The sequence below is a fragment of the Dethiosulfovibrio peptidovorans DSM 11002 genome (assembly GCF_000172975.1).
Classification (GTDB): domain Bacteria; phylum Synergistota; class Synergistia; order Synergistales; family Dethiosulfovibrionaceae; genus Dethiosulfovibrio; species Dethiosulfovibrio peptidovorans.
This window is the reverse complement of record NZ_ABTR02000001.1, coordinates 1326276-1338380: the sequence shown is the minus strand read 5'-3', so window position 1 is coordinate 1338380 and position 12105 is coordinate 1326276. Positions and strand designations below refer to the sequence as shown.

Genomic DNA, 12105 nt, shown 5'->3' with positions numbered 1-12105 from the left:
CCCAGATACATTAAGGTATATTAGGAACAAGGGGGTATCGAATTGAAAAAAATCGACTGTCTAGGGGACTTTTGCCCCATACCTGGAATGAAAGCCAAGGTGGCGATGGAGAAGATGAGGCCGGGAGAGAGCATCCTCCTTGTTTCAGACCATAGCTGCGCCCCATTGAACGTCAAGGATATCGCCGACGAGATGGGATGCTCTATCGAGCTGGAAGAGGTCATACCTGGCATTTTCGAGATCATCATCAGCAAAAACTGTCTTTCCCCTCATGAAGCATAAACTCTATAAAAGAATCCAACTCGGGCATCTGAAGAGACGACCGATGATAGACTATCGAGACGGGGCAGCTCATGTCCACATCCGGAATAATATGTTGTTTCAACATCTCAAGATAAAGCTCTTTTTTAATTGTAACGTAAGGAACTATAGAAACTCCATCATCGTTCGCCACAGATGCTTTCAATGCCTCTAAGCTGCCCATCTCCATTACCACGTTCAGTTTTTCCGGAGACACTCCGTTATCGGAGAAAGCTTTATCTATTATTCCACGAAGACCGGACTTTTTAGGACACAACAATAGGTTCATGTTAGCGAGCTCGCAGAGCGATCGGATATCTTCGATCGCTCTATTTTTTGGAGAACTTATTATCGCCAACCTATTGTCCATCAACTTGTGCACAAAAAGGTCCTCGTCACTCCCCTTCTCCTGGGAGATGAACCCTATATCGGACCGAAAATTTCTGACGTCCTCCAGGACCTCCTCGGTATAGTTACAGATGTTGTTGAACCTAATAGAGGGATTTCTCCTCTGGTAAGCCGTCAAGGCACAGGGTACAAGATACTCGCAGATGCTGGTGGATGAACTCACGCGGATAACGGATATTGATCGATGTTTCAGAAGCTCCATCTCGGACCTCATCTTCTCGTATAACTCCTCGAATATCTGGGCATAGCAATAAAAGAGATCCCCCGACTTTGTCAGGGAGATACCATGATTGCTCCTCTCTAAAAGCAATGTATCCATCTCTTCCTCAAGCTGTTTAAGCTGCTGACTTAATGCCGACTGACTCATATGGAGTTTTTGAGCGGCCTTGGAGATGCTCTTTTCCTCAACTATGTTAAGGAAATACTTTATGGTCGATTGATTCAAATACGGTCCCCTCCTGTCCATCGGTAAGAGCGATGGTGCATAAGTTTATCCGTTAACTACTTCACTAAGGAAAAGAATATAATGACCATAGAGCATGATAGTTAAATATTTAACCAGAAGGGAGGTGAGAGACGTGGAGAGAGCAAAGAGATCCACCCGGAAGAAGAAGGCAAATCAGCTCCCAATCGCCCTTCTTTTACTGGTTGTTATTGTAGCTGTAGGATTTTATTTAAGCAACTTCAGTCCTAGTAACCCATCTTTTTGGTTTTTTGGAATATTACTGGGATTGACCCTAAGAGCCTCTCGTTTCTGTTTCACCGCTTCAATGAGGGATCCGGTTCTTACTGGTGGAACGAACCTAACCAAGGCGGTGATAGTCGCCATCGCACTGGCCACTGTAGGATTTGCGGCTATTCAGTACAAAGCCAGCCTAACTGGGCAGCCTATTCCCGGGAACATATCTCCTGTGGGAGTTCACATAGCCATCGGAGCGTTTATGTTCGGGATAGGCATGGTCATAGCAGGAGGCTGCGCTTCAGGAACCCTGATGAGAGTAGGAGAAGGCTTTTCTATGCAGTGGCTCTCACTGGTATTCTTCATCGTCGGCTCTGTATGGGGAGCTCGTGACTTCAATTACTGGAAACCGACATTTATCGATGGAAGCGTAAAGATATTTCTTCCCGACGTACTGGGATGGTTCCCCGCTTTGGTCGTTCAATTTGGCCTTCTGATGGGGCTTTTCATCCTGGCAGACTGGTTTAGCAACAGAAAAAGCCTAGAAAAATAAACGATAGACATATCTTACAAAAAAAACCAAGGAGGACACACACCATGGCGAAAGAATACACTCTCGACTGCCTCGGGGAAGCCTGCCCCATACCGCTTATAAAGGCTCAGAAGAAAATGGCCGAGATGTCCGTCGGCGACACCATAACAATAGAGATCGATCACAGTTGTGCGGTAAAGAACGTCCCAGAGTGGGCCAACAAAGAGGGTTACAACTGCGAGATAGAGGAGATTGACGACGGGCAGTGGGAGATTTGGATCGAGAAGACGAAATGAGTGGATAAAGGTGAATATAAGGGATAACAAATACTACAGGCTTTTCCTTAAAACCCCTTGGCCTTATTACGCAGGTGCGGTTATCCTGGCGGTCCTCAACATCGCTATTTTCGCTTCATCCGGCAAACCTTGGGGAGTGACATCTCCTTTCGCCCTTTGGGGAACCTGGATCTACGAGACATTGGGAGGATCGGTCGATACATGGGTATACTACGCTGGTAGTCACGGAAAGGCGTTATCCAAGGGATTATTGGCCAACGGAGGAAGCATCAGAAACATAGGTATAATCGTAGGAGCCCTCCTTGCGACATTGTTGGCATCGGAGTTCAAGATAAAGAAGATAAAGAGCCTGAGACAGGCGGTCGCCGCCATTCTAGGTGGTCTCTTCATGGGATACGGGGCAAGAATTGCCTTCGGATGTAATATAGGAGCCCTTTTCAGCGGGGTGGCCTCCATGGCCCTATCCGGATGGATCTATTTGGCGTTCATGTTTCTGGGGGCCTTCGTGGGCAGCAAACTGCTGGTGAAATTCTTCATGTGAGGAGAGGTCCTTAATGGCTAAGAAGAAAGAGGACTACGACGTAGTTATCATAGGAGCAGGGTCAGCGGGACTGACGGCAGGGATATACTGCGGAAGAGCTAGGCTTAACACCCTGGTAATAGAACAGGGATTGGTCGGCGGATTGATAACCTCCACACAGGGGCTAGAGAACTACCCTGGCTTTCCCGAAGGGGTCGGCGGAGAGGAATTGATGAACCTCTTTTACAAACAGGCCAAAAGGTTTGGATGCAAATTCAAGCTTACAGGAGTAAAAGAGGTCGAACTCACAGGGATGGATAAAATAGTCCATACCTTTAGGAACGAGTACCACGCCAAAAGCGTGATAATAGCCACGGGGGTAAAACCCAAACCAATCGGTTGCGACGGAGAAGCCGAACTCATAGGCAAGGGTATTTCCTTCTGTTCCACCTGCGACGCTAACAACTGTATCGGCAAGGACGTCTACGTCGTAGGCGGAGGAGACTCCGCTGTGGAGGAAGCCATGTACCTCACCAAGTTCGCCAACAAGGTGACTTTGATCCACAGAAGAGATCAGCTTAGAGCAGCTAAATCCATACAGGAGAGAGCCTTCGAATGCAAATGCCTCGACTTCATATGGGATTCGGTCGTCAAGTCCATCGGAGGCACGGACTGCGTGACATCCATGGTTATAGAAAACGTAAAGACCAAAGAACAGAGGACTATCCTCCCTGGAGAGGGGACGAAGGACTTTATCGTCTTCCCCTATGTAGGACTGACGCCTAAGACCCAAATCTTCCAGGGCCAGGTCGAGATGGACCAAGGCTTCATAAAAGCCAACGAAAAGATGGAGACATCCTGCCCGGGCGTGTACGTGGCAGGAGACGTCAGGACAAAGACCCTCCGGCAGGTCGTCACAGCAGCCTCGGATGGCGCAATAGCAGCGGTGGAAGCGGAAAACTACATACTTACCAGGTAATTATGTAGGTGGCGGCATCTATTAGATACCGCCACCTGCATTAACCATAAATCCTCCGCAAGGCCACCCCGACGGAACCCGTTCGAGACAGGGTCCAATTAGCGAAGCTCTCAATCATCCTACAAATTTGGGCAAGCCCTCCACGAAGGCCTTGATCCCGTCTCGAACCCTTCGGTAAAAGATCAACGCCTCCTCCTCGCTCTGGTCCTCTCTTGCCAATGCCGGAGGGTCCTCGAATCCCGCATGAATCGTATCGACGTCTCCGGGGAAGACCGGACAGGTTCCTCTGGCCTTGTCGCAAACGGTTATAACCAGGTCTATGGACGAATCGAAAAACTCTGTAACGCTCTTGGATCGATGTCCGGAGATGTCCACTCCCGCCTCTGCCATAACCCTTACAGCCAGAGGGTCCAGGCCATGAGGGGCCGATCCAGCGGAAAAGGCGGTGTATCGATCCCCCCATGTGTGCCTGGCCCAACCCTCCGCCATCTGACTTCTACAGGAATTCCCGGTGCACAGAAACAATATCCTCATGAGATATACCCGAATATGGTTCCCACTATAGTGGACATGACGACCACCAACCCCACGTAGACAACGGTCTTTCTGGTGCCAATGACGCTTCTAATGACCAGCATATTAGGCAAAGAAAGTGCAGGCCCCGCCAGCAGAAGCGCCAGCGCTGGTCCCTGCCCCATTCCGGACCCCAGAAGCCCCTGGAGTATAGGCACCTCCGTCAAGGTGGCGAAGTACATGAAGGCCCCGGAGATGGAGGCGAAGAAATTGGCCCCCACCGAGTTTCCTCCCACCAAAGAGGCTACCCATCTGCTAGGGATAAGAGCCTCGTGTCCAGGCCGTCCCAGTAGAAAACCAGCAACCAGGACCCCGCCAAATAAAAGCGGCAATACCTGTAGGGCATACTCAAAGGTAGACCCCATCCATTCCTCTTTTTCGTCCCTGTTGAACCACACGAAAGTCGCGACCAATGTGGAGAGGAGGGCTGCCGCCGCTACATACCATTTGACGGAATAAACGGCCTCCCAGACTCCACCGGGAACCTTCGGCGCAGCCCAGTTGGCGAAGACCAAAAAAACCACCATACTGGCCATATGCCAAACCGTCTTCCAAAGGGGTCTTTCGGAACCGTCGTCGGGAAGTTGGGCAAAACCCTTCTGCCGCACCTCCTCCTCACCACGGAAGATGAACGCCATGGAAATTCCAATTAACACGGAAAAGATTATCGCTCCTACTGCTCTAGCTAAACCCAACTGGAACCCCAGGACCCTGGCGGTAAGAATGATCGACAACACGTTTATAGCCGGTCCGGAATACAGAAACGCAGAGGCAGGGCCGAGACCTGCTCCTCTTTTGTATATACCGGCGAAAAGAGGCAACACAGTGCAGGAACACACGGCCAGGATTGTCCCGGAGACCGCCGCTACCGAATAGGCCACCCATTTTTTAGCCTGACCCCCCAGGTATTTCATAACCGCCTGTTGACTGACGAAGACGGAGATGGCCCCGGCGATAAAGAAAGCCGGTATCAGACACAAGAGCACGTGTTCCCTGGCGTACTCGTGGAGCATCGCCAAGGCCTCCACCGCACCAGACCGCACTCCCTGAGAGTCGATAGGAAGCCAGTAGGCCAGGAGAAACACCCCTAATATCCACGCAAATTTCCTCTTATCCTCCAATGTAAGAACCCTCTTTCCTTTATTTTCCCCTGCATATGTGACATAAACACCACATATCTTCTCGAAAAAAAGGCCCTCGAGGGGCCTACAACCCTAAAGAGCCTCGGAGATGAGTCTCTTGACCGCCAGAGGGGTCGGGATCCTTCCAGCCGCCACCACCTTATCGTTTACCACCAATCCCGGCGTACCGGCCACGCCGAACTCCAGGATCTCGGAGATATCGGTTACCTTCTCCATGGAGTAATCCAAACCCAACTCCTTTGCAGCGGCCTCGGCCAGTTCAGCAAGTTTCTTGCACTTGGGACAGCCTGTCCCCAGTATCTGAATCTTAACGGTCATTTCGACAACCTCCATTAGGACAAATAGATGCGCATCGATCGGAGTCGACGCACTTTATCATGTCGGAGACGCAGGGCAAAGCTATGGAATACAGGATCTTCTGTCCCTCTCTGCGATCCTTCAGTACCTCTGCATCCCTCAACACAGCCAGATGCTTGCTGACTGTGGTTCTATCCGACTCGAACCACCGGGCTATCTCGCAAGCACAAACCTCGCCCACGCCCAGCCTCCTGACTATCTCCAGTCTGAGGGGATGGGCCAAGGCCTTGAAAACGGCGACGGTCCAATCCTTATCCGCCATGGGACCCCCTCCCTTGTGTGGCAATATTACCACATAAAAACATCGGAGGCAAGGGACCGAGGGTAAAAAATCGGGCTCGGTTCTTTGAACCGGGCCCGACTCCTGTGGATCAATCTCTATTATCCAGAAAATCCCACGCCACCGACGACAGGAGAGAGGCCCCGTCGACCAGGACCGACTCGTTCACCCTGAACTTCGGGTGATGATGGGGCCAGTCCGCTCCTCCCTCACCTCCCATTCCCAGGAATACGAAGGCCCCCGGCACCTTCTCGAGATAGAAACTAAAATCCTCCGACGCCATGGTCGGACGGATCTTTCTCACCCTGTCCTCTCCGAAGAGCCCCGAAGCGACGTCGGAAATCCGCCGGGCCATTTTCCCGTCGTTTATGACCGGAGGCAGGTTTTTGAGATATTCAAGTCGCGCCCCGCATCCGAAGGCTCGAGCGGTGTTGACCACCAATGTCTCGATCCTTCCCGGAAGCTCGTCCCGTATCTCCCTAGAGAGGGTTCTGGCAGTTCCCTCGATCGTCACCATGTCGGGGATCACGTTGAACGCCTCTCCCGCCCTCAGGTTCCCCACGCTGACCACAACGCTGTCGAGAGGATCGGTCTGGCGACTGGCGATAGTCTGCAACGCCATGAGGAAGGCTCCGGCGGCCACTGTAGGATCCGCCGTCTGATGGGGCATGGCGCCGTGACCTCCCTTACCCTCGATGGAGACCTTCCAGAAATCGGAGGATCCCATAAGGGGGCCGTCTGACCATCCGAGGATCCCCGAATCCAGAGGCTGCCAGACGTGAAGACCGAATATGCCGTCGACTCCATCCAGTACGCCGGAATCTACCATGGCATCCGCACCGGATCGAGGCACAGAGGCCTCCTCCGAAGGCTGAAAGACGAGACGGACCCGACCGGGAAGTTCTCTAGCCCTCGACGAAAGTATCTCGGCGGCACCGAGCAATATGGCCATATGGGCATCGTGTCCGCAGGCGTGCATCACCCCTACGTTCTCCGACTCGAAAGAGAGCCCGGTATCCTCGACGACCGGAAGGGCATCCATATCGGCCCTAAGTGCCACGGTAGGTCCTTCTTTCCCTATCTCGGCCACTACGCCGGAGGAAAAATCGCCACACCCTACTCGGACATCGTCGATTCCCATCTCCTCCAGCCTCTCGGCTATCCAACGGCTCGTCTCTATCTCCCTGAAGGAAAGCTCCGGATGTCTGTGCAGATGACGATACCAGTCTATTATCTTCCTCTCGATATCACGGGAATGGCCTTTAAACGAATTCGAAACGGACAAAACGACGACCTCCCTCTACGCCGGACCCCAATTTATCGCCACCGCTACCGCCAGGAAGAACCAGCTCATGACGAGTATCTTCAGGGCCAGCGGGAAGGCGAAACGGAACCAGCGATCGAAGGGAACCCTGGCCAAAGCGATCATGGCTAGAAGGCCTCCTAAAGTCGGTACTAGGAGGTTCATCACTCCGTCTCCCACCTGGAAGGCCAGTATGGCGGTCTGTCTGGTCATACCTATAAGGTCGCTGAGAGGGATCATTATAGGCAGAGTGGCCATGGCCTGTCCGCTGCCGGAGGGGATGAAGAAATTGATTACGCTGTGCACCATCGTCATCAATATGGCAGAGAGGGTGACAGGCAGATCGGCAAGGGGAGCCGCCAGAGTCTGTACTATGGTATCGCCTATATGACCGGCATCCAGTATGACCTGAATCCCTCTGGCCACGCCTATGATCAAGGCTCCTCCCACTATGTCGCCCGCTCCCTTTACCATCTTAGCTATAATCTCGTCCGAGTTCATACCGGCCAAAAGCCCGGCCACAACCGCCATTATTATAAAGACCGCCGAGATCTCGGTAATATACCATCCCCAGGTGAACACGCCGAACAGGATGGTAGCCATCCCAAAAACGAAGGAGGTCAGGACGATCTTGTCCTTACCGCAGAGGGAATATTCCTCTATGGGATGGGTCAGCGAAAGTCCATCAGTGCCGATTCCCGCTACCAGACTGGCGGAGGGATTCTTCTTTATCTTACCCAGATATCTACAGGTATGATGGGCCACCAAAGCCAGACTCGCCAGGCAAAAACCGGTCCTCAGCAGGGCCCCGGAGAACATGGGGAGATCGGCTATGACAGCTCCTACACCTACGGTGTAGGGATTTATAGGCGACGTGGCGAATCCCACCCCGATACCGGCGACGGCCATTCCCGCACCCACCATGAGATCCCCTCCGAGGGCCAGGGCCACCAAAACCGCTATGGGAACCAGAGCTATGTTGTTCTCGAAACCCACCGTAGCGCCTAGAAATCCGAACACGAAAGTCATAAGCCATATGAGACGGTTACTCTTGTTCACCCCTATGCGACGGACTATCACTCCCACGGCGTTCTCCAAAGCCCCGGTGGCGTTAAGCAGATTGAAAAGGGCCCCGGAGATAAAGGTGATGAATATGATGCTGGCCGCCTTGACCATCCCCATGGGCAGGGCCTTGAAAAGGTCGAAAAAACCGACGGGAGACTGCTCCACGTGATGATAGGTACCGGCGACCACTCCCATACGGGTACCCACCTGGGCCCTATCGAACTCCCCGGCCGGAACGATGTAGGTCATTATCCCTGCCACTATTATGATCATGAAAAGAAGGACATACGGATTGGGAAGCTTATTATACCAACGCTTTTTCTCCACCTGGAACCACTCCCTATTTAGTTTTATAAAAAAGACTTCGGGAACTACAACGCCGGAGAGGACGGGTATTCTCGTCTTTATCGGGCCCCCTTCTCATCAATTGAATACTATTCCTCTCTACAGGACGCCATTCCCATTTTGAAATTCTATCAATTTGCAGGATTATGTCAATTGACTTTACCTCCCCTATGAGTGGAAAATGTTGTCTGCCTCTTGAAAAACACGGGTAATTCGGAGGGAGGACTCTGAAAATGTCCAACGGACTGACGGAAAAGGTCATGAAACTTCTCGAGATCCTCTTTCTGGCCGGAGGAACCATGGACCTGAAGGAGTTATCGGAAAGAAGCGACATACCGAAGAGCACGGTGCACCGCATATTGACGTCCCTAGGAAAAGACAGATGGGTGATCCAGGACCCCAGGACCAGACTCTACCGCCTCGGACCGAGGATGATGATCTTCGCGAAGGAACGTCAGATGAGACAGGAACTTGTCAGGCAGAGCGATATCCCTATGAGGGATCTGGTCAAGGAGGCAGGAGAGACCACGGTCCTGGCCGTACCGGATGGCGAGGTGGCTCGATGCGTCCATATAGTGGAGACCCCCAAGGCGATAAAGTTTTCCTTCTCGGTAGGAGGAGAGCTTCCCATATACGCCGGAGCGATGGGAAAGATCCTCCTGGCATACTGTCAGGAGACCTTCAGAGAGTGGATGCTCGATCAGACTCTAAGACCTTTTACGGAAAACACCCTCATAGACTCAATAAGGCTGAGGGAGGAGCTGTCGGCGATTCGAGAGAGAGGGTATTCCATCAGCATCGAGGAGATAAACCCTGGAGGGATGGCCATAGGAGCTCCGGTATTGTCTCCGAGGGGAGATCTCATAGCCGGACTCATCCTCTCGGGACCGAGATTCAAGTTCGAGGATAAAAGCAGAGATCTCGTGATCCCGGTCATGGAGACGGCCAAAAGGATAGAGAGAAATCTGGCATAGATCGAACCTTGATCGAAAGATTTTTATTTCCGAAAAGGAAGGAAAATGCAATGAAGGGAAACAGGAAGACCAACGCCGTCAGGGAACTGGAAAGACTTGGGATCTCCGTGGAACTCCTGGAATACGAGGTGGACGAGGAAGACCTCAGCGCCGTAGCGGCGGCGAGCAAGGTGAACTTACCGATCGAGAGGATATTCAAGACCCTGGTGGCCCGGGGAGACGACCCCAAGAGGGATATCGTGATGGCCTGTATCCCCGGAGCCTCAGAGCTGGACCTGAAAAAACTGGCCGCATTGAGCGGGAACAAGAGGATGGAGATGGTCCACCTGAAGGAGCTGCAGCCTCTGACCGGCTACGTGCGCGGAGGCTGCTCCCCGGTAGGTGCGAAGAAAGGCTACCCGGTCTACCTGGACGAGAGCGCCGTAGGACACGAGACAATAGCGGTAAGCGCCGGTCAGAGGGGGCTCCAGATGACACTGTCCCCGGAGGACCTGATAAGGGCCACCGACGCCACGGTGGGGAGGCTCACCAGATGACATCCCTCTCCAGGATTCTGAAAACCCTCCTGGTGGGCTCGGCGACGGCCCTCCTGGCTATATCGGCATATGCAGCATCGGAACCGTCCGATATGGACTGGGGCGTGGATCTGCCGGGGATATTTAAGGAGATAGACACCGACGAAAAGGTCCTGGCCCTCACATTCGACGCCTGCGGCAAGAGCTCCTACACCGGAGAAGAAAGAGACTACGACGAAGAGCTCATCGCTTTTCTGAGAAAAGACGATATACCTGCGACCCTCTTCGTAAACGAGCGATGGATCGAGGCCCATCCAGACGAGTTCGCGTCCCTGGCGGAAGACCCCCTATTCGAGATAGGAAACCACGGTACCAGACACGTGCCTCTTTCCCTGACGGGAAGATCGGCCTACGGCATAGCAGGAACTAAAAACCGGGCAGAGGTGATCTCAGAGGTAAAGACCTGCGGGGACACCATCGAGAGATCGACAGGGGAGAAACCTCGATTCTTCCGGGCCGGAACGGCCCACTACGACAGGGCCTCGGTGAAGATCGTAACGGAGCTGGGATACGTCGTGGCAGGTTTCTCAGTCAACGGCGACGGAGGCGCTACCTTCTCGGCCGATCGGGTCAGAGACAGTATATCGTCGGTCAGGCCCGGCGGAGTGGTGCTCTGCCACATGAATCACCCCGAGTCCGGCACCGCCGAGGGAATTCGCGCCGCCGTGGAGGATCTAACCAAAAGAGGCTTCCGCTTCCTAACGTTGAGTGAGCTTTACGACATGCAAAGATAATTCCCTTTTCGGCTCGACCGGCATAGCCCGACAGGATCTAACCTGTGCCGCTCTGGCCCTCACTAGGTCAACTCTATCCGTTCAGGGCCCTTCGCTGGGTCAGTATCTTGCTCCGTCGGTCCTCGATATCATCGCATATGAACTCGTGGGTAAGATAGTCGGGCTCCATCAGATCCAGCAACCGGCGACAGGCCGAGGTCCTGAACGGACGATGCTGGTCTATCTTGGACATCCTTCTCCAGGCCCTGTCCAGTCGAACCATAAAGTCCTCCTCAGGATCGTGATCCAGCCAATCATGGACCTCCCTCATCTCGCCGGACAGACTCAAGCTCAGATGGACCCCCTCTATGCGACTGCGAATCTCCTTTGGTAGCCCTCCCAAAACTGACGTCAGATAATCCATGGCATCGTCCTCGTTCCGACAGGTCGTCGTGGTGTTCAGAAGATGGCCAGTGTCCAGCAGAAAGGCCCAGTTGGAGAAGTTCAACGACGACGCAAAGAGGTCTAGTAAATCTAGATCAAGAAAGGTCAAGCCCTCCCACCACAAATTCTCGAAGAAAACCCTCACGGGGGGCTCCCCTTGGGGGAAAATCGACACCGCCTCGTTCACCATCTCCGCCGCGGAGAGGAGCACCGAACGGGAGCCGTTGGCTTTCATCCCCCCGAGTACCTCCCCTACGGAGGTGTTGGTTAGGTGGAATACCCCGTAAGCCGGGTCAAGGGACGACGCGTCGAAGAGATAGCGTCTCAGATTGGACACCAGATCTTCCCTGGAGGAACCTCCCCTGAAATAGACCTCCTCCTCCGGGGAGAACGATCCCTCAAGCTCTCCTCCGTTCCAAAGAGGCATCCAGTCCATGCAGAATGGCAGATGGACCGCGGTGACCACGTCCTTAGGAACCCCCATGGTGCCGTCGAAGGCCGTCAAGACCTCCAGACCGTCCAGCCCCAGAGACAGATGGAACTCCAGCGCCCTCTCCCAGGAACCGAAGGGCTCCAGATCGAAGGGGTATACCGATATGTTGGCCAATTCCTTCAAGCTC

16 protein-coding genes are annotated in these 12105 nt (G+C 53.3%); 8 read left to right on the top strand and 8 right to left on the bottom strand.

The window, feature by feature from the left end:
• Window positions 1-42 precede the first annotated feature (42 nt).
• Window positions 43-282, top strand: a complete 240-nt coding sequence (locus DPEP_RS06400) for a sulfurtransferase TusA family protein (RefSeq protein WP_005660608.1) — start codon at window positions 43-45, stop codon at window positions 280-282.
• Here DPEP_RS06400 and DPEP_RS06395 read toward each other — a convergent pair.
• Complete coding sequence (locus tag DPEP_RS06395) at window positions 248-1153, bottom strand: LysR family transcriptional regulator (RefSeq protein ID WP_005660606.1); 906 nt, start codon at window positions 1151-1153, stop codon at window positions 248-250. The genes DPEP_RS06400 and DPEP_RS06395 overlap by 35 nt on opposite strands.
• Before the next feature lie 94 nt (window positions 1154-1247).
• Here DPEP_RS06395 and DPEP_RS06390 point away from each other — a divergent pair, with 94 nt between their 5' ends.
• Genes DPEP_RS06390 through DPEP_RS06375 form a run of 4 tightly spaced genes read left to right on the top strand, consistent with a single transcriptional unit; the run spans window position 1248 to window position 3714 of the window.
• A complete protein-coding gene (locus tag DPEP_RS06390) occupies window positions 1248-1940 on the top strand; it encodes a YeeE/YedE thiosulfate transporter family protein (protein WP_198003048.1) in 693 nt (230 codons plus the stop codon).
• Window positions 1941-1984: 44 nt separating this feature from the next.
• A complete protein-coding gene (locus DPEP_RS06385) occupies window positions 1985-2215 on the top strand; it encodes a sulfurtransferase TusA family protein (RefSeq protein ID WP_005660603.1) in 231 nt (76 codons plus the stop codon).
• Between the two features lie 10 nt (window positions 2216-2225).
• Complete coding sequence (locus DPEP_RS06380) at window positions 2226-2756, top strand: YeeE/YedE thiosulfate transporter family protein (RefSeq protein WP_005660602.1); 531 nt, start codon at window positions 2226-2228, stop codon at window positions 2754-2756.
• 13 nt (window positions 2757-2769) lie between these two features.
• Window positions 2770-3714, top strand: a complete 945-nt coding sequence (locus tag DPEP_RS06375; RefSeq protein ID WP_005660600.1) for an NAD(P)/FAD-dependent oxidoreductase — start codon at window positions 2770-2772, stop codon at window positions 3712-3714.
• A gap of 114 nt (window positions 3715-3828) precedes the next feature.
• Here the strand turns inward: DPEP_RS06375 and DPEP_RS06370 are convergent, their stop codons facing one another.
• The 6 genes from DPEP_RS06370 to DPEP_RS06345 form a co-directional block, all read right to left on the bottom strand.
• Window positions 3829-4248, bottom strand: a complete 420-nt coding sequence (locus tag DPEP_RS06370; RefSeq protein ID WP_005660598.1) for an arsenate reductase ArsC — start codon at window positions 4246-4248, stop codon at window positions 3829-3831.
• The gene (locus tag DPEP_RS06365; protein ID WP_005660597.1) at window positions 4245-5408 is read right to left on the bottom strand and encodes a permease; all 1164 of its coding nucleotides are present in this window, start codon (window positions 5406-5408) and stop codon (window positions 4245-4247) included. The genes DPEP_RS06370 and DPEP_RS06365 overlap by 4 nt, the downstream gene beginning before the upstream one ends.
• 93 nt (window positions 5409-5501) lie before the next feature.
• Complete coding sequence (locus tag DPEP_RS06360; RefSeq protein ID WP_005660596.1) at window positions 5502-5747, bottom strand: thioredoxin family protein; 246 nt, start codon at window positions 5745-5747, stop codon at window positions 5502-5504.
• Window positions 5737-6048 carry an ArsR/SmtB family transcription factor gene (locus tag DPEP_RS06355; RefSeq protein ID WP_005660594.1) on the bottom strand — a complete coding sequence of 104 codons (312 nt, stop codon included), beginning with the start codon at window positions 6046-6048 and terminating at the stop codon, window positions 5737-5739. Before DPEP_RS06355 ends, DPEP_RS06360 begins: the two co-directional genes overlap by 11 nt.
• Window positions 6049-6157: 109 nt before the next feature.
• The gene (locus DPEP_RS06350) at window positions 6158-7351 is read right to left on the bottom strand and encodes a M20 metallopeptidase family protein (protein ID WP_005660591.1); all 1194 of its coding nucleotides are present in this window, start codon (window positions 7349-7351) and stop codon (window positions 6158-6160) included.
• Window positions 7352-7366: 15 nt separating this feature from the next.
• Complete coding sequence (locus DPEP_RS06345) at window positions 7367-8761, bottom strand: YfcC family protein (protein WP_005660590.1); 1395 nt, start codon at window positions 8759-8761, stop codon at window positions 7367-7369.
• A gap of 251 nt (window positions 8762-9012) precedes the next feature.
• Here DPEP_RS06345 and DPEP_RS06340 point away from each other — a divergent pair, with 251 nt between their 5' ends.
• From DPEP_RS06340 to DPEP_RS06330, 3 genes are read left to right on the top strand one after another with little or no spacing between them, the layout of a single operon-like run.
• Window positions 9013-9753, top strand: coding sequence for an IclR family transcriptional regulator (locus DPEP_RS06340; protein WP_005660589.1), 741 nt, complete (start codon window positions 9013-9015; stop codon window positions 9751-9753).
• A gap of 50 nt (window positions 9754-9803) precedes the next feature.
• The gene (gene ybaK / locus DPEP_RS06335; RefSeq protein WP_005660588.1) at window positions 9804-10289 is read left to right on the top strand and encodes a Cys-tRNA(Pro) deacylase; all 486 of its coding nucleotides are present in this window, start codon (window positions 9804-9806) and stop codon (window positions 10287-10289) included.
• Complete coding sequence (locus DPEP_RS06330) at window positions 10286-11062, top strand: polysaccharide deacetylase family protein (RefSeq protein WP_005660587.1); 777 nt, start codon at window positions 10286-10288, stop codon at window positions 11060-11062. The genes ybaK and DPEP_RS06330 overlap by 4 nt, the downstream gene beginning before the upstream one ends.
• A 73-nt stretch (window positions 11063-11135) precedes the next feature.
• Here DPEP_RS06330 and DPEP_RS06325 read toward each other — a convergent pair whose 3' ends face one another.
• Window positions 11136-12101 carry a hypothetical protein gene (locus tag DPEP_RS06325; protein WP_005660586.1) on the bottom strand — a complete coding sequence of 322 codons (966 nt, stop codon included), beginning with the start codon at window positions 12099-12101 and terminating at the stop codon, window positions 11136-11138.
• Between the last annotated feature and the right edge of the window lie 4 nt (window positions 12102-12105).